Origin of the sequence: Bacillus sp. ZY-1-1 (assembly GCF_003047165.1) — a bacterium.
Lineage (GTDB): Bacteria > Bacillota > Bacilli > Bacillales > Bacillaceae > Bacillus > Bacillus velezensis.
Map to the genome: position 1 here is coordinate 2,968,840 of NZ_CP027061.1, position 17,199 is coordinate 2,986,038.

The 17,199-nt window shown below is 46.3% G+C and carries 16 protein-coding genes; 9 read left to right on the forward strand and 7 right to left on the reverse strand.

What is annotated here, in order from left to right; genetic code table 11:
- The first annotated feature begins 220 nt into the window (after positions 1–220).
- From sigM to C5I45_RS14750, 3 genes are read left to right on the forward strand one after another with little or no spacing between them, the layout of a single operon-like run.
- On the forward strand, positions 221–712 hold the full coding sequence (sigM, locus tag C5I45_RS14740) for an RNA polymerase sigma factor SigM (protein ID WP_003155312.1): 492 nt from the start codon (positions 221–223) through the stop codon (positions 710–712).
- A complete protein-coding gene (locus C5I45_RS14745) occupies positions 702–1,778 on the forward strand; it encodes an anti-sigma factor (RefSeq protein WP_088005355.1) in 1,077 nt (358 codons plus the stop codon). Before sigM ends, C5I45_RS14745 begins: the two co-directional genes overlap by 11 nt.
- On the forward strand, positions 1,766–2,056 hold the full coding sequence (locus C5I45_RS14750; protein WP_003155315.1) for an anti-sigma-M factor: 291 nt from the start codon (positions 1,766–1,768) through the stop codon (positions 2,054–2,056). Before C5I45_RS14745 ends, C5I45_RS14750 begins: the two co-directional genes overlap by 13 nt.
- Positions 2,057–2,092: 36 nt before the next feature.
- On the opposite strand, the gene C5I45_RS14755 is transcribed toward C5I45_RS14750, so the two are convergent.
- The 4 genes from C5I45_RS14755 to C5I45_RS14770 form a co-directional block, all read right to left on the reverse strand.
- Complete coding sequence (locus tag C5I45_RS14755) at positions 2,093–3,448, reverse strand: sodium-dependent transporter (RefSeq protein WP_014304703.1); 1,356 nt, start codon at positions 3,446–3,448, stop codon at positions 2,093–2,095.
- Between the two features lie 114 nt (positions 3,449–3,562).
- Entirely contained in the window at positions 3,563–4,966 is a 1,404-nt protein-coding gene (locus C5I45_RS14760) for a branched-chain amino acid transporter BcaP (RefSeq protein WP_014304702.1), read from the reverse strand.
- Between the two features lie 330 nt (positions 4,967–5,296).
- Positions 5,297–6,166 (reverse strand): SDR family oxidoreductase, encoded by an 870-nt coding sequence (locus tag C5I45_RS14765; RefSeq protein WP_025852152.1) that lies wholly within the window; start codon positions 6,164–6,166, stop codon positions 5,297–5,299.
- Positions 6,167–6,245: 79 nt separating this feature from the next.
- Complete coding sequence (locus C5I45_RS14770) at positions 6,246–7,349, reverse strand: citrate synthase/methylcitrate synthase (protein WP_052587328.1); 1,104 nt, start codon at positions 7,347–7,349, stop codon at positions 6,246–6,248.
- A gap of 109 nt (positions 7,350–7,458) precedes the next feature.
- On the opposite strand from C5I45_RS14770, the gene C5I45_RS14775 reads away from it, so the two are divergent.
- Positions 7,459–8,334, forward strand: a complete 876-nt coding sequence (locus C5I45_RS14775; RefSeq protein ID WP_003155320.1) for a transcriptional regulator CitR — start codon at positions 7,459–7,461, stop codon at positions 8,332–8,334.
- A 68-nt stretch (positions 8,335–8,402) separates the two neighbouring features.
- On the opposite strand, the gene C5I45_RS14780 is transcribed toward C5I45_RS14775, so the two are convergent.
- The gene (locus C5I45_RS14780; protein WP_003155321.1) at positions 8,403–9,227 is read right to left on the reverse strand and encodes a C40 family peptidase; all 825 of its coding nucleotides are present in this window, start codon (positions 9,225–9,227) and stop codon (positions 8,403–8,405) included.
- Between the two features lie 458 nt (positions 9,228–9,685).
- Between C5I45_RS14780 and C5I45_RS14785 the strand changes: the two genes are divergently transcribed.
- Positions 9,686–11,065, forward strand: a complete 1,380-nt coding sequence (locus C5I45_RS14785; protein ID WP_024085066.1) for an alkaline phosphatase PhoA — start codon at positions 9,686–9,688, stop codon at positions 11,063–11,065.
- A 37-nt stretch (positions 11,066–11,102) separates the two neighbouring features.
- Here C5I45_RS14785 and C5I45_RS14790 read toward each other — a convergent pair whose 3' ends face one another.
- Positions 11,103–12,509 carry a SpoVR family protein gene (locus C5I45_RS14790; protein WP_014304700.1) on the reverse strand — a complete coding sequence of 469 codons (1,407 nt, stop codon included), beginning with the start codon at positions 12,507–12,509 and terminating at the stop codon, positions 11,103–11,105.
- A gap of 169 nt (positions 12,510–12,678) precedes the next feature.
- On the opposite strand from C5I45_RS14790, the gene C5I45_RS14795 reads away from it, so the two are divergent.
- From C5I45_RS14795 to C5I45_RS14805, 3 genes are all read left to right on the forward strand, one after another.
- The gene (locus tag C5I45_RS14795) at positions 12,679–14,193 is read left to right on the forward strand and encodes a mechanosensitive ion channel (RefSeq protein WP_071543309.1); all 1,515 of its coding nucleotides are present in this window, start codon (positions 12,679–12,681) and stop codon (positions 14,191–14,193) included.
- Between the two features lie 131 nt (positions 14,194–14,324).
- A complete protein-coding gene (nsrR, locus tag C5I45_RS14800) occupies positions 14,325–14,759 on the forward strand; it encodes a nitric oxide-sensing transcriptional repressor NsrR (protein ID WP_003155328.1) in 435 nt (144 codons plus the stop codon).
- Between the two features lie 178 nt (positions 14,760–14,937).
- The gene (locus tag C5I45_RS14805) at positions 14,938–16,392 is read left to right on the forward strand and encodes a peptidoglycan endopeptidase LytF (RefSeq protein ID WP_025852164.1); all 1,455 of its coding nucleotides are present in this window, start codon (positions 14,938–14,940) and stop codon (positions 16,390–16,392) included.
- A gap of 42 nt (positions 16,393–16,434) precedes the next feature.
- Here C5I45_RS14805 and C5I45_RS14810 read toward each other — a convergent pair whose 3' ends face one another.
- On the reverse strand, positions 16,435–16,758 hold the full coding sequence (locus C5I45_RS14810; protein ID WP_003155332.1) for a DUF3889 domain-containing protein: 324 nt from the start codon (positions 16,756–16,758) through the stop codon (positions 16,435–16,437).
- Between the two features lie 191 nt (positions 16,759–16,949).
- Here C5I45_RS14810 and C5I45_RS14815 point away from each other — a divergent pair, with 191 nt between their 5' ends.
- A complete protein-coding gene (locus tag C5I45_RS14815; protein ID WP_003155335.1) occupies positions 16,950–17,192 on the forward strand; it encodes a YhdB family protein in 243 nt (80 codons plus the stop codon).
- Positions 17,193–17,199 lie beyond the last annotated feature (7 nt).

Consider the following 17,199-nt stretch of genomic DNA (forward strand, 5'->3'; position numbering starts at 1 on the left):
TAATGATCAAAAGTGTTCTCTCTCTATTATAACAATATTTTTTATTACCTGGTACTAATAAATATATTTTTCCTCCGCCGATCTCTATCTTTTATGACGGATTTTGGGTACTATAGAGAAATGGTGTTTGATGAGGTGAAAATGAATTTAAGCCGTTTGCATGGAACGTGCAACTTTAAACCTTTCTTATGCGTGTATAACATAGAGGGGAGAAAAGGCAGTGACGATCGATGAAATTTACCAAATGTATATGAATGATGTTTACCGGTTCCTGCTCTCCATGACAAAAGACAAGCATCTCGCTGAAGATTTGCTGCAGGAAACCTTTATGAGGGCATACATACACATTCACTCCTACGACCACAGCAAAGTAAAGCCATGGCTTTTTCAAGTGGCGAGAAATGCGTTTATAGATTATGTCAGAAAACATAAAAAGGAAGTGACCATTTCCGATGACTTAATTGGGAGCCTTTTTCAGACGGCTGTTCAAAGCCCGGCTCATCAGATTGAAATCAAGGAAGTGCTGACAGGGTATATGTCCGAACTTCCCGACAATTATCGGGAGGCCTTAACACTGTATTATTTAAAAGAACTGAATTACAAAGAAGCATCCCATATTATGAATATTTCAGAGGCTAATTTTAAAAGTGTTTTATTTCGTGCCAGACAGCGGCTGAAAGCACTTTATAATAGAGGTGTTAATGATGAATGAAGAATTTAAAAAGCGTTTTTACCAATACAAAAATGGAGAAATGAGCGACCGGGAAATGGCCGCCTTTGAAGAAGAGCTGGAAAAGCTTGAAGTCTATCAGGAGTTGATTGAAAGCGAAATGCAGGACGACCGGGAATGGGACGTCGGCATCAGCCCGGAAAAACAGAAGGCCATTTTGTCATACGGAAAACGCAAATCGTATTTGCGGATTTCAGTTCTCGCCGTCATCTCCACCTTGATGATTTTGCCGCTTTGCACTTTGGGAAGCTACCTCTATTACGGTTTGGGAGGAAAAGAAAGCACCGGCAATCAATTAATGGAAACCGCAGCCGTGACGGTGGCGACCACCATGCCGAACGTACTCGTCGATACCTCCGGACTGAAAAGCCAGGTGAAGCTGTTTGGAATGAATACAGAGTTTCCGCTGCAAAAGCAGATCGGCACAAAAACGAAATCCGTCGGCGGAGAACGGATTGAAATGTTTTTAGATACGGTCAAATCGCCTGCCGTTAACTACTATGATCTAGACGCGGCACAGGCAAAGCATTATTTTGCCCATCCTTCCGGCTTAAAGGAACGCACGATTGACAAAGCCGGACAGACATTGAAAAAATTGCCTGAAGGAAGCGTGGCGGAGGTCTATCTTTCTTATGACCGGGCCTACCCTTCTTCTCAAGTATATTCAACTTTTAAAAAATACGATGTGAAGTTTTTATGGAACGCGGTCGAAACGGAGAAAAATCTGAAAGACAGTCCTTATGCCGAGCCGTTAGGATTTCCCGGGAAAGATTCCAAGATGGTGTCCTCTTTCGAAACGCAAGGACAGACAGACCGTGAACAATTTATCAATGCCCTTGAATTTATGTCCCGCCATAAAAAATGGGCGCATGCAATATCGAAACGCAAAGACATGAATCTTGGCAGCCGAATCGACTATGTTGAACATCACGGAATGAACGTATACGGCTCTGTCGTGACGGGGCCGACAAAAGAAATCGAACGTCTGCTGAAAAATAAAACAGTAAAAGCAGCAAACATCGGTGAGGTGGAATTATGGAATTGGTAAGAATTTTTAAAGAGCATAATGTTTTCGGCTGGATATCAGTCGGTACCGCGATTTTGTCGCTGCTGCTTTTGAACGTGGCAATCATCAGCAATGTGACTTTCTATTCTTATCAGATGCTGCCGTTTGCGATGGCCGCCGTGCCGTTCGGCATCATTGAGCTGTTTATTAAAAAAGGACGGACGGGCCCGGGACTGCTCGGTGTCATCCTCAACCTTTTCGTCATTGTTTGTGTATATACGATCGTTGCCGTTGATACGAATCTGCAATTCGGTTTTTAAACATAAAAACAGGCCCTTTTACGGGGGCCTGTTTTTTTAAAATGAAAGAACGCCGATTAAATGCAGCAATACGACGATGATAGCCAGCGGCACGAGGTATTTCAGAAGGAAATACCACACCTGAAAGAAACGATAGCCGATGGCGGAACCGCTTTTCATCTCGGCGAACAGCTCCCGCTTCGGTATTTTCAGCGGGATGAAGATTGATATTAATAAAGCGCCGAGCGGAATCAGCACATTGCTCACTGTGAAATCCGCTAGATCAAAAAACGTTTTTCCGAACAAATGAACATCACCGAGCACACCGTATGATAAACACGACGGAATTCCGACTAAGAAAATGAGCAGACCGCTTGTCCACGACAGCTTCTTCCTTTTCGTTTCATCACCTTTCCCGACAGTCGCTACGATAATTTCCACCATCGAAAAGGCCGAAGTCAGCGCGGCAAAGAAAAAGACCGCCAGAAAGCTGATAAAAAACAGCGAGCCGAACGGCAGCCGGTCAAACACAGCCGGCAGTACGGTAAACAGCAGTGTAGGCCCTTCATCCGGTTTAAATCCGAACGAAAAAACCGCCGGAAAAATGGCCAGTCCCGCAAACAGCGTGACGAGCACATTCATCACAACAATGGAACCTGCCGATCCCGGAAGGTTTTGGGTTTTCGGCAGATACGAACTGTATGTCACCATGACCGAAACGCCGAGCGTTAATGTAAAGAACGCCTGTCCTAAAGCATATAGGATGGATTCCGGCGTCAAATCTTCAAAGTGCGGAACCAATAAAAACCTAATCCCCTCAACGGCATGATCGAGCGTGACTGATCGCAACACAAGCAATAGAAACAGCACGAATAAAACCGGCATCAGCACCGCACTGACACGTTCAATCCCTTTCTGCACGCCTTTTGCGACGACCGCCACTGTCAAGATCATAAATACAAGCTGCGCGGCGAGAGTCTGGATCGGATTTTCAATGACCGTCCCGAAAACCGTTCCGTACTGCTCCTGAGTGAGCCCGGATAAAGAACCCGTAACAGCTTTTAACACATAAAGCAAAATCCACCCGCCGACAACACTGTAAAAAGACAAAACTAAAAAACAGGCCGCCACACCCACATAACCCGTGAGGTGCCATACCGACTTCGGCGCGGCTTGTTTGTAGGCATCAATCGCATTTGTCTGGCTCCGTCTTCCGAAAATAAATTCACCGAGCAAAAGCGGATAGCCTAAAAGCACGGTAAAGAGGACGAATACAAGAAAAAAAGCGCCTCCTCCGTTCGTACCCGCTACGTAAGGGAACTTCCAAATGGCTCCCAGGCCGATCGCCGAACCGGCAGCGGCCATAATAAATCCTATTTTTGAGGCCCATTGAACCCTTTTTTGGTCAGACACGACTTTCCACTTCCCTTCCGCCCTATATTATCCCTTATTCACTGCGATAACTTAAGCCCATTTCAATATGTTTCATTATTCCGAAAAATAAAAAGGAGCGGCGGGTGCCGCTCCTTACAAATCCCCGTTTAATTTCGAATGCTTTCTCGAATATAAGAAATAAATCACCAGACCGATGATCAGCCAGATAAAGAAACGGAATATGGTGGTGGCGCCAAGGTTAATAATCAAAAATACGCAGAACAGAATGGACAATATCGGAATAAAGGGAACCCCCGGACATTTAAAAGCTCTCGGCAGATCAGGCTGTTTCTTTCTCAATACGATAACCGCCACTGAAATCAGGACAAACGCGGCAAGCGTGCCGATGTTCACCAGCTTCGCCAGCTCATCAAGCGGGACGAGCGAGCCGAGTAATGCCGACAGGATGCCGAACACCCATGTCACCACGTGCGGCGTTTTATGCTTCGGATGGACTTTTGAAAGCGCCCCCGGCACCAAACCGTCACGGGACATGGCAAACATCACCCTCGTCTGGCCGTACAGCATGACGAGCATCACCGTTGTCATTCCCAACACTGCGCCGATATCAATAATCCCGGCCACCCAATTCTGTCCGGCCATCTGCAGGACGAGAGACACGGGATGGTCAACGCCTTCAAAGCGGGCAAACGGAACGACGCCCGTCATAATCGCCGATACGGTCACATACAGCACGGTGCAGACGATTAATGAAAAGATAATTCCTTTCGGCAGATCCTTCGCCGGATTTTTCGTTTCTTCAGCGGCGGAAGAGACGGCGTCAAAACCGATAAAAGAGAAGAAAACGAGTGCCGCGGCACTGAAAACACCGCCGAACCCCATCGGTATAAACGGCTGCCAGTTGTGAGGTTTGACATATACGGCCGCAACGGCGATAAACAATAGAACAACCAGAACCTTCAAAATGACCATAATATTATTGACCCGCTTCGATTCCTTAATGCCTAAGTAGAGGAGGAATGTAATCGCAAGCACGATAACAAATGCGGGGAGATTAAAGAATGTGACCGTGCCTTTAATGGATCCCGGCGCGGCCGTTAATGCAGTCGGAAGATGAATGCCGAAGCCCGCCAAGAATGATTGAAAATAGCCGGACCAGCCGACCGAAACCGCGCTGACGGCGAGCATATATTCCAAGATTAAATCCCATCCGATGATAAATGCGAGAAGTTCACCCAGTGTCGCATAAGTAAACGTGTAGACGGAACCGGAAACCGGGACGCTTGAAGCAAATTCGGCATATGATAAAGCCGCAAATAAACACGCAAGAGCGGCGATGACAAATGAAACGGTCAGCCCCGGCCCCGCCGTGACAGCACCTGTTCCGGTTAATACAAAAATTCCCGTTCCGATGATGGCCCCTATCCCCAGAAGGGTCAAATCAAAGGCCCCTAACTCTCTTTTCAGCGACTTTTCCCCGCCCGTTGCGGCAAGCAGGTCCTGAATGCTTTTCTTTCTGAATATGCTCCCCTTCATCTGCTTCACTCCTTGTAAATCAATATATGTTAGAATATTCAGATAACAATAGCAATAATGACTAAATTCTTATTTTTCGCATGAAATGTTTCAGCACATCATTCCTTTCTCCTACATCATATTATAGCGAAAAATATAAAAATGAAAATAACTTTTTTGAAAATTCTATATATTATTTCAGTTTTCATAAAACAGAAATCAGCGGATTCTCCGCTGTGAAATATTAACATTAGTAATTCAGCTGGCGGCTTCTATTTTTTTAAAATCGTATTCATATGTAATCAAATAAAAATCCCGCCCTTTTTAAAAGCGCGGGATAAGACTTGCGTATTATGTTGAAATAAACCTGCCTCCATTTACGTGAATGGTCTGCCCAGTCATATAGGAAGATTCGTCTGAAGCCAGAAGCACATAAGCTCCTGCGTGTTCCGCAGGCTGTCCCGGTCTTCCCATCGGAGTGTCCAGACCGTGCTTTTCCACCTTTTCTTCAGTAAACGTTGCCAGAATCAGGGCGGTCCAGATCGGCCCGGGTGCCACCGCATTTACTCTGATCCCCTGATCGGCCAATGACATCGCCATTGAACGCGTAAAGGAAACGATGCCGCCTTTCGTGCACGAATAGTCGATCAATGATGTGTCTCCCTGATAAGCGGTAATCGACGTTGTATTAATGATGGCGCTCCCTCTTTTGAGATGAGGCAGCACGGCTTTTGTCATATGAAACATGGAAAACATGTTTGTACGGAATGTCTTCTCCAGCTGTTCAGCCGTAATATCAAGAATCCCGTTTTGCGGATGCTGCTCAGCCGCATTATTAACGAGAATATCTATTTTTCCGTAGTGATCTAAGACTTGCCGGACCGCCTTCTGACAATGCGCCTCATCACCGACGTCTCCCGGAATTAACAGGCAATCGGCCTGGTATTCTCTCGCACGCTTTTTCGTTCTCTCGGCATCGGCATGTTCGTCTAGGTACAGGATGGCAAGATCCGCCCCTTCCTTCGCGTAAGCGATCGCAGCCGCTGCGCCGATGCCGCTGTCTCCGCCCGTAATAACGGCGACTTTTCCTTTTAATCTGCCCGACCCTTTTACATCCGGATCCTCCAAGAGCGGTTTTGGCTCCATGTCTGACTCAATGCCGGGCTGGCGGTTTTGCACCTGCGGCTTTTGTCCTTCCGTCTGTCTGTCCATCGGATTCATATTCTCACACTCCTGCAATTGGTATTACTGAGACGATACCACGCAGTGCGGGGAGTTAAACGGACAAATATGCCGGTAATTAAAGCTGCTGAGCCGTTTCGGGAAAAGCGCCGGTGTATTTCGCAGACGGTCTGTAAATCATGTTGTCAGCGGACTGTTCAAGCACATGTGCGCACCAGCCTGCCATTCTGCTTGCTGAAAAGGTCGGCGTAAATAAATCATTGTCGACATCAATGGCCTGCATCACAGCCGCTGCGTAAAACTCCACATTCGTATACAGCTTCCGTCCGGGCTTATATTGCTCTAACAAGCGGATGGCTTCCTTCTCCACATAAAGCGCCAAGTCAAGCGACGGATCATTTCCCGCCACTTCTTCAGCCTTTATGCGCAGCGCTTCCGCCCGCGGGTCTTTTGTTTTGTACACCCTGTGCCCGAAGCCCATCAGGCGTTCTCCCCTCATAAGCTTCGCTGTCAAATACGCTTCTGCATTTTCTTTTTCCCCGATGTCTTCAAGCATTTTCGTGACGCCTGAAGGCGCGCCTCCGTGCAGCGGCCCTTTCATCGTACCCAGTGCGGCAGTGACGGCAGACACTAAGTCCGATTCAGTCGAAACCGTGACTCTCGCTGAAAAAGTCGATGCATTCATCCCGTGTTCCATCGCCAGAATCATATACGTCTCAAGCGCTTTCTTTTGGGCTGCGGACGGCTGCCTGCCTGTCAGCATATACAAATAGTTTTCAACGTGTCCGTATCGCGCCTCGGGTGACAGCGCTTCCTGCCCTTGTTTACGGCGGTATCTGTACGCAATAATCGTCGGTGTGACGGCAATCAGTTTAATCGCTTCTTCCGGCTTGGGCGGATATGTAAATGAATCTGTGCCCAAACCTGAAACAGCCGTTCTCAGCACCGCCATGTCGTCCATTTTATCCGGAAGCGTTTCCAGTAAGCCGATCAAATGTTTCGGAAGCCCGCGCTCGGCTGCAAGCTCTTCCTGAAACGCAAGCAATTGCCGCTCATCAGGAAGCGCCCCGTTCAAAATGAGATACGCCGCTTCTTCAAAACTGAATTGCAATGCGATATCCTTCGCGTCATAGCCGCGATATATTAAATGCCCCTTTTCTCCGTCAATGTGGCTGATCGCCGTTTCTGCACAAGTAATCCCTTTCAATCCACGATAAATCAATTTCATTCCCCCTTATCCTCTTTCTGTTATTATAGTAAATATAATATTTAAAAAATAATGAATATTTTTAAGGGAATTAATTAAAACTTTTAATCAGAGGAGTGCATCTATGGATTTTAAATGGCTTCACACCTTCGTCACCGCGGCAAAATACGAGAATTTCAGAAAAACGGCGGAAACGCTTTTTTTATCTCAGCCGACCGTCACCGTTCATATAAAATTATTAGAGAAAGAAATCAGCTGCAAGCTGTTTCAGCGGAGCGGCCGGAAAATACAATTGACGGAAGAAGGAAAAGCATATGTGCCGTTTGCCATGAGACTTTTGGAAGACTATGAAAACAGCATGGCGGAGCTGCACAGGGTGCGCCAGGGCTACTCGCACACGCTGACACTCGCTGTTTCGCCGCTTATCGCCGACACCGTTCTCCCGTCTGTCATGAAGCGTTATACAGAGGACAATAAAGAAACCGAAATGACGGTCACCATTTTCGAATCGGAAGAAATCGCCTCTCAAATCAGAAACGGCTCAGCCGATATCGGACTGAGCTGCTTAAAGGTGCAATCATCTTCCCTCACTTGCCTCCCCCTGTACAATGACCCCGTTGTCCTCGTCGCGCCACCCGGCCGAAAACCCGGGACAGGGAAGGCGGATGAAGTGAAAGACCTGTTCGGACAATATCTGCTTTTGACCCATAACCATCCTGACTATTGGGATGATTTGCTCCGCCAGGTCAGAATACAGTTCCCTTTCGTCAGGACAATGAAGGTGACACAGACGCATATTACGAAACGATTTATTAAAGAGGGGCTGGGCGTCTCATTTCTGCCGCTGTCAGCGGTACGGTCCGAACTCGCCGCAGGCAGCATGATTGAAATTCCGTGCGAATTCGCCCAGATGCCGAGCGCGGGCGCGTACGCCATCGCCCTCTATGAAAATGAAAAAAAGAAAACCTTTTTAGATTTTTTATCACATTTTCATTTTTAGGTGAAACAAATGGAGCTCTGCCCCGTCTAAATAAAAAACCCGTTCGGATGAACGGGTTTCTCTCACTGCTAGAATCTTTTCGCGCCCAGGTAGCGCGGTTTCCAGTAGCTGTTATTCAGATCACTTGTTGTGACGCCGTCAGAACCGGCATGGATGAACTTGTTGTTTCCGATGTATACACCCATGTGTGAAGGACCGGCCTGATATGTTGTAAAGAAGACGAAGTCTCCTCTTGACGGGCTGGATACGCTCTTCATTGAGCTCCAGTATCCCGCAGTGCTTGTTCTGCCGACACTCGTCTGTTTGTTTAACAGGTACCAGATAAATCCGCTGCAGTCAAAGCCGGAAGTCGTTGTTCCGCCCCATACATACGGCGTGCCGATTAAAGATTGCGCATCAGAAACCAGCTTGTTTACATTCAGGCTCGTCTGTGCAATATTATGGCTGGATGAAGGCTTCTTTGATGACGAAGATCCTGAAGACGCTGAACCGGAAGTTGATCCTTTTACTTTAAGCACTTGTCCGATGCGGATCAGGTCCGTTTTTAAACCGTTTAAACTTTTTAATTGGTTTACCGTCATTTTATATTTATTCGCAATTTTCCAAAGGCTGTCGCCTTTTACGACTTTATATGTAGACGATGATGACTTGCTGCCCGAATTTGAACCTGAAGATGATTTACCGTTGATCGAAAGCGTCTGACCGATGTAAATGATATCCGATTTTAATTTGTTCTCAGATTTAATGGAATTAATTGACGTTCCATACCGATTTGAAAGTCCCCATAATGTATCGCCTTTTTTTACCTTAATCGTTTGCGCAGACGCCGCGCCCGCAAACAAAGTCGTCCCCAAAACCACTGCCGTTGTTGCTGTAACAAGTTGCTTTTTCATATTTTCCTCCCTGAATGATTCTATCTATTTTATGTGTCTCTTTTTTAAAGTTTTTATCTGTTTCCTATTATAAGGTTCAATTTCCACTAGAAATAGACTTGACTTCCCGTGACAAATTTCTTACTAATTCGTTTTTGAAAAAAGTTTTTAAGGGTATTAAATATTTCAATTTTATTTCAAACGTGACGAAAAACGAGTCAATTTGTCATGTTTTTTTCCTGTGATCCTCGTATTTTGGAAAAACAAAGCAGTTTACTTTCCAAATAACTCCTTGTTAAAAAAATCCTCGTCTTTTTCAAAAAAGTGAATGGTTTTCACTCTTTCTTGAAAACATAAGTTACACCGGAATTTACATTTCTAACAATGTTTCACCTGAAATTTACAGGAGGAACAGGCGCTCTTTACAAACACCCCCTACCATTAGACATGCAGACACGATTAAAGGAGGACGAGTGAGAATGAGTCTATTTAAACAGGTTCGATCAAAACTTCTGCCGGCGGCAGCCGTATCCGTGCTGACAGCCGGTCTGATTGCGGGCGCGGGGTTTCAGCACTCTGAACAGGCTGCGGCAAAAAAACAGCCTGACAAAAACGAGATCAGAAACGTCATCTTCATGGTCGGCGACGGAATGGGCGCACCCTATATGAACGCCTACCGTTCGGTCATTAACAAAGGAAAGCCTTCGGATGGGATGAAACTGACGGCATTCGACCCCAATCTCGCCGGTATGATGATGACTTATCCTGACGATCCTGATTCCAATATTACCGATTCCGCGGCGGCTGGCACGGCAATGGCCACGGGCGTGAAAACGTATAACGCGGCGATCGGAGTCGATAAAAAAGGAAAGCGGGTCAAATCCGTCCTCGAAGAAGCGAAACAAAGAGGGAAATCCACCGGACTTGTCGCAACTTCGGAGATTGCCCACGCCACCCCTGCGGCATTCGGAGCCCATAACAAATCCCGAAAGAACATGGATGAGATCGCAAGCAGCTACTTTGATGACCGCATCAACGGAAAACAAAAAGTCGATGTGCTCCTCGGAGGCGGCAAATCAAACTTTATCCGTAAAGACCGCAATGTAACAAAGGATTTCAAAAAAGCGGGATACAGCTACGTGACATCAAAACAGGAGCTGAAAAAGGACCGTAACAAGAAGGTTCTCGGCCTGTTTGCCGATGGCGGACTCGACAAAGCAATCGACCGGTCAAACGCTGTCCCTTCATTAGAAGACATGACAACAGCGGCGATCGACAGGCTGAACAAAAATAAAAAAGGGTTCTTCTTAATGGTCGAAGGAAGCCAAATAGACTGGGCGGGACATGACAACGATATAGTCGGCGCAATGAGTGAAATGAAGGATTTTGAAAAAGCGTATAAAGCAGCGATCGCATTTGCCAAAAAGGACAAACATACGCTTGTCGTTGCCACGGCTGATCATACCACCGGCGGATTGACGATCGGCGCGAATGACGATAAAAACTGGCATGTTGAACCGATTCTTGCCGCCAAAAAAACCCCGGCATTTATGGCTGACCAAATCAAAGCGGGCAAATCCGTATCTTCCGTGCTTGCGCGTTATACAGACCTGAAATGGTCAAAAGCGGAAATTAAACAGATCGAAACGGCAGCAAAACAGGATGCTGACAAGAGCGTCTACAAAGCGATCATTAAGCTTTTTAATGCGAAAACAAACAGCGGCTGGACAACCGGCGATCATACGGGCGAAGAAGTTCCCGTTTACGCATACGGTCCGGGAAGAGAGTCATTTACGGGGCTTTTAAACAACACGGACCAGGCCAAAAAGATCTTTCACATCCTGAAACACGGAAAATAAAAAAGGATGCGGGGATTTCCCCGCATCCTTTCTTCTTTTACAGATATCTCCGGTGCACTCCTTTGCCGTCATACGAGAACATCACTTCTCTGTCTTCAAGAACAGATTCGATGTGCACGCTCCTGCCCCACAGCTGGTACAGATACGGCAGCACTTTCTCCAAATATTTCAGATCAAGCTCAATTCCCTCATACCAGTGTTTAATATAAAGCTCATTATTCTTCAGGTAATCCCCGTCATTGACGGTCAGATAAGGAAATCCCCCGTTGACCCGCATGTTCACGAGCTGGTCGCGCACGGCCTTCCATTCTTTGTCGATCACTTTATAGTCCCTGCCCTGCTTTTGGAATAAATACAAATCCTCGCGCATGACGAGATCTTTCGTCAAATAATTGCGGATAAATGATATATCCGATTCAATTTCCCTGACCTCAAACATTTTCTCGCGGCCGGAACCGGGCTTTACTCCTGTTTTTTTCATTTCATCTGTCGGGTTGTCATAACGCTCTTCGATGTCTTCAAAAATTTTCAGCCCTAAATAATACGGGTTGATTCCCGTTTTTGACGGCTGAACGACGCCTGCGTTCAGCTTCGCAAATTCGATGGCTTCATCTGAAGTCAGGTCAAGCTCGCGGATAATCCGCTGATGCCAATAGGATGCCCAGCCTTCGTTCATGATTTTCGTTTCCAGCTGAGGCCAGAAATACAGCATTTCTTCTCTCATCATGGTTAAAATATCACGCTGCCACGGTTCAAGCTCTCGCGAATGTTCCTCGATAAACAGCAGAATATCTTTTTCCGGACGGGGCGGAAACGGTTTTTTCCCTCTTTTCTTTTTCACCTGTTTCGGCTTATCCATCCCCCATAAATCATCGTAAGGCGATGGCGCGGTTTCTTCTTCGTCCTCCTCTTCATCATCGACGCTCCACAGCAGCTTCGGCCTGACGAGCGACGGATCGATATGTTCCTGAATCGCCAGAATGGCATCTAAAAAGGACTCCACCTCTTTTATCCCGTGAATTCTTTCATAATGCTTAATCCGCTCCGCCGCAGCCGCCATACTCTCAACCATGTCCCGGTTCGTATTTTGAAAGCGGCAGTTATTTTTGAAAAAATCACAATGGGCAAGAACATGGGCTACAATTAATTTATTTTGGATCAGCGAATTGCTGTCCAGCAAAAAAGCGTAGCAAGGGTTGGAATTAATGACAAGTTCATAAATTTTGCTCAAACCGAGATCATAATGGAGTTTCATCTTATGAAATTGTTTGCCGAAACTCCAGTGGCTGAATCTCGTCGGCATGCCGTACGCGCCGAATGTATAAATAATTTCAGCCGGGCAAATTTCATATCTCATCGGGTAGAAATCAAGGCCGAAACCCTTCGCAATGTCGGTTATTTCCTCAATTGCCCGCTGTAAACCTTTTGTCTCCTCCGCGTTCAAGCGAATCCCCCCTACTTGGACTTATTTATAATGTATGACCCCTCCTCTCAAAAGATGAAATAACAGACCGGTTTCCGACTGAAAACTTTCGGCACATCCGCCCTGTTTGCTTTATATGTAAGTGGGTAAAACACACACCATACCCCAAAAAGAAAAGGAGCGATTCTACTTGAATACAGCAGACATGCTTACGACGTATCTCAGCAAACTCCCGAATCTGATCATTGCACTGCTCGTCCTGCTTATCGGCTGGGGCATTGCCAAAATCATTGAAAAAGCCGTATACAAAGGCCTGCAAAAAACAAAAATCGACGACAGGCTGTTCGCCGAAAAAAAGCCGGCGCGCTATTCCTCAGAAAAAGTCATCAGTAAAGTCATTTATTTTATCGCATTAATCATCGTTTTTATTCTATTCTTTAACATTCTGCATCTGACAACCGTGGCTTCGCCTTTTGTCAGCATGCTGTCGGCGATAACGGCGGCTGTGCCGAGCGTTTTAAAAGCCGGCTTGATTCTGCTCGTGGGCTGGGCGGCCGCTTCGCTTTTCAGCTATCTCGTCAAAAAAGCGGGCATGAAACTCGCTGAAAACGGCCGGCTCAGAAAATGGACAATGGTGTCTGAAGAAGCGGAGATGAGCAGATCCGTTACGGCTGCTTCACGAATCGTTTTTTACTTCGTCTTGCTCTTGTTCCTGCCCGGCGTCTTGTCCGCTCTCCAGATCAGCGGAGTGTCAGGGCCGTTTACAAATATGATCCAAAGCGTTTTGTCCTTTATACCGAAATTATTCGCCGCGGCGCTGATTGTTTTAATCGGCTGGCTTGTTGCCCGTCTCGTCCGTGATATCGTCACAAACTTTCTGGCGAGTATCGGAACGGAAAGGCTCGCCGCACGTATGGGGCTTTCCATTTATCTGAAGGATACGAGCCTGTCGGCAATCATCGGAACGATTGTCTACGTGCTGATTTTCATTCCGGTGATCATCTCTGCGCTTGACCGGCTTAATGTGGCGGGTATTTCTGAACCGGCGTCAGCCATGCTGCACACGGTCTTCACAATGCTCCCTAATATCATCATCGGTATTGTGCTGATCATCGCCGGCATCTGGGTCGGAAAATGGGTCAGCAGCATTATATCCGGGCTCCTGCACCGGGCCGGTTTTAACTCTCTTCTCGGTAAAATGGGCTTTGAACAGGCGGGCACCCCGAAGCTGACGCTTTCTCAGACGGTCGGCATGATTGTTCAGATCATCATCGTCCTGCTCTTTACGGCAGAGGCGCTGCAGCTTGTTCATCTCGAATTTCTCGTCGTTATCGCAACCGGTATTATCGCTTACCTGCCTAATGTTCTGGCCGCTGTATTTATTCTCGGAATCGGACTTTTGGCCGGACAGCTTGTCAGCAGGCTGCTTGCCGGCATGCTGAGCGGAAAAGAATTCAGATTCCTGGCGCCGCTTGCGAAATATACCATTATCACTCTCTCAATCTTTATGGCGCTGGATCAGCTCGGTGTCGCCGACACGATCGTAAATGCCGCGTTTATTCTGATTCTGGGCGGTTTCGCGCTTGCCTTCGGACTTTCATTCGGTCTTGGCGGAAAAGAATTTGCCTCCCGTTACCTCGCAAAATTGGATCGCAAAATTGAAAAACATCAATCGGCTGACGATCGTAAGCCGCCGATGTCTTAACGAAAAAAACGTGTGCTCAGAAGGAGCGCACGTTTTTTTTGAGTTAAGGGGGCAAATTCCTTTTTTTTCATTTTAGATTCATATATGATAGACTGTAACAGAAGCAAAATCTCTTTTTTCGAGGTCATTCTATGAAATTAACGAACTATACCGATTACTCTTTACGCGTTTTGATTTTTTTGGCTTCCAGACATTCCGACGAACTTTCCAACATAAAAGAAATCGCAGATACTTATTCCATCTCTAAAAACCACCTCATGAAAGTCATTTACCGTCTCGGCCAGCTCGGGTATGTCGAAACGATCCGGGGCCGGGGAGGCGGAATTCGATTAGGAATGACACCGGAAGACATAAACATTGGAGAAGTCGTTCGACATACAGAAGACGACTTTAACATCGTAGAATGCTTTGACTCCAAAAAAAATCTCTGTATCATATCTCCCGCCTGCAACTTAAAGAACCTTCTGAATGAAGCCCTGCAAGCTTACCTGGCCGTTTTAGACAAATATACGTTAAGGGATCTGGTCAAAAACAAAGAGGAGATTATGAGACTACTCAGAAGCTGAAGGAATGTCCGCATTCCTTCTTTTTTTATGCCGGCATAAGAAAAAAGGACTATTTCTATTAATATGATAAACGATTGCAGACAAGTGCCGATATAAAGATTATCATTACTGATATCCTCACCTTGCGGCTGCAACGAATGGGGATAGTAAAATTATCGCAGGAAAAGGGAGATTCACTATGAAAAAAAAGGTAGCGGTCGGTTTGACTGCATCTGCGATCGTCGGGTCTGCGTTAGCTGTAACACCGGCAGAAGCACAAACGATTAAGGTCAAAAGCGGAGATTCATTATGGAAGCTTGCCCAAAACTACAATACAAGCGTGGATGCCATTACATCAGCGAATCATCTAAAATCCACCGTTCTTTCTATCGGGCAGACGCTCAACATTCCTAACGGCAAATCAGATTCCGGCAGCAAAAAGCCATCTTCAAAGAACAGCGGCACGACTAAAAGCGTCTATACAGTGAAAAGCGGAGACTCGCTGTGGCTGATCGCATCTGATTTTAAAATGTCCGTACAGGAACTGAAAAAATTGAACGGTCTGACAAGCGACTTAATCCGCGCCGGACAGAAGCTGCAAGTGACGGGGAAAGTTTCCTCAAGCACCGATCAGAAAAAAACCGCTCCTGGCAGCAGCTCAAACAGCAGCAAAAATCAGTCATCATCTTCCGGGACCTATAAAGTAAAACTCGGCGATTCCCTATGGAAGATCGCTAACAGCGTCAATATGACCATTGCGGAACTCAAAATATTAAACAACTTAAAAACGGATACGATCTACGTAAACCAAGTCCTGAAAACAAAAGGAACGTCTTCTTCGGGAAACACGCCGTCAAAAGACAATTCAAACCAAAATCAAAACCAGACGCAAACGTCCTCCTATACAGTAAAAAGCGGAGACTCACTCTGGAAAATCGCAAACGCATACAATATGACGGTTCAGCAAATCAGAAGCATCAACAAACTGACGTCAGACATGCTGCGGGTCGGACAAGTGCTGAAGCTGACCAAAACGTCTACTTCCGGCTCTTCGTCTTCACCGTCAGCTCCGAACCAGTCCGGAAATACAGGGAAAACCACTACATATACCGTGAAAAGCGGGGATTCTTTATGGGTGATCGCCCAAAAGTTCAATGTGACAGCCCAGCAGATCCGCGAGAAAAACAATCTGAAAACAGATGTTCTTCAAATCGGACAGAAACTGACGATTACCGGGCAGCAGACAAACACGACACCGAATCAGTCCGGCAGCACAGGCGGCACAGGTTCAACAAGCGCGAAGATTAATGTAATGATCGATGCCGCAAAAGCTCAGCTGGGCGTACCGTATGTATGGGGCGGAACGACGCCGAGAGGCTTTGACTGCAGCGGTTTCATTTATTACGTTCTCAATAAGGTCACTTCTGTATCCAGACTTTCAGCCGCAGGCTACTGGAATACAATGACATCAGTCAGCCAGCCGGCGGTCGGTGACTTTGTCTTTTTCTCAACTTATAAAGCCGGACCTTCCCACGTCGGTATTTATCTCGGGAACGGCCAGTTTATTAATGCCAACGATTCGGGTGTCGTTATTTCCAGCATGAACAATTCCTATTGGAAACAGCGCTACCTCGGCGCAAAACGTTTCTTCTGATATCTGATAAGCTGTACGGCCGCATAAGGCTGTGCAGCTTTTTTACAGTCTGAAAATATTGATACTGATCACGTGTTTTGTTACGGGATGGAAATACACTTCAGCACGGGATGAAAACGTTTCTTTTGCGGTTTGCACCGTTACGCGAAACACGTCTTTCGTCTGTTCCCGGTTCACTTTTGTACGGCCCATGTACGAATAATCGGTAAGCTCGGCCCCCTTGTATTCACGTTCAAGCTGGTTCCATGCGAGCTGTTCCCATTTTTCAACTGACGGATCGAGGTGTTCTGTATGCCCTTTTTCAGCGATAGAGGCAATGAGAATGCCGCAAAACAAGAGGGCAAGCGCAAATGGAAGGGATTTCATCTTTATGTTCTCCTGAGTCGTTTTTTGTCAATCTTAGCGTGTCCAAAGAAGAGACGGATATGCGGTTTTATTTTATGTCTCCCTCATATTGCTATGCCGCAGTGATAAGGACACCAAGTTTTCCCCCGTTGCATCCGGGCTTCGGCGGCATAAACTAACGGAGAACTTCTCATTGAAAGGAGAAGCGTAAGATGGATCATGCCGATTATGATAAAGCCTTGTATTACACACACCGGTCTCAATGGGACAATTTATTAATTTTGATGGTTCGTACAAAAGATGATTTATTATCAAAGCGTATTGAGCACTTTCTGCACGCGTATCATTTCGAATATGATCATGCCGTGCTTGAAAAAGAGCTGTATTCCCTTCTCGGGTATATTGATCATGCGACAGAGCTCGCTTATGAAGATCAATTAGCCATGCTGACATAAAACAATC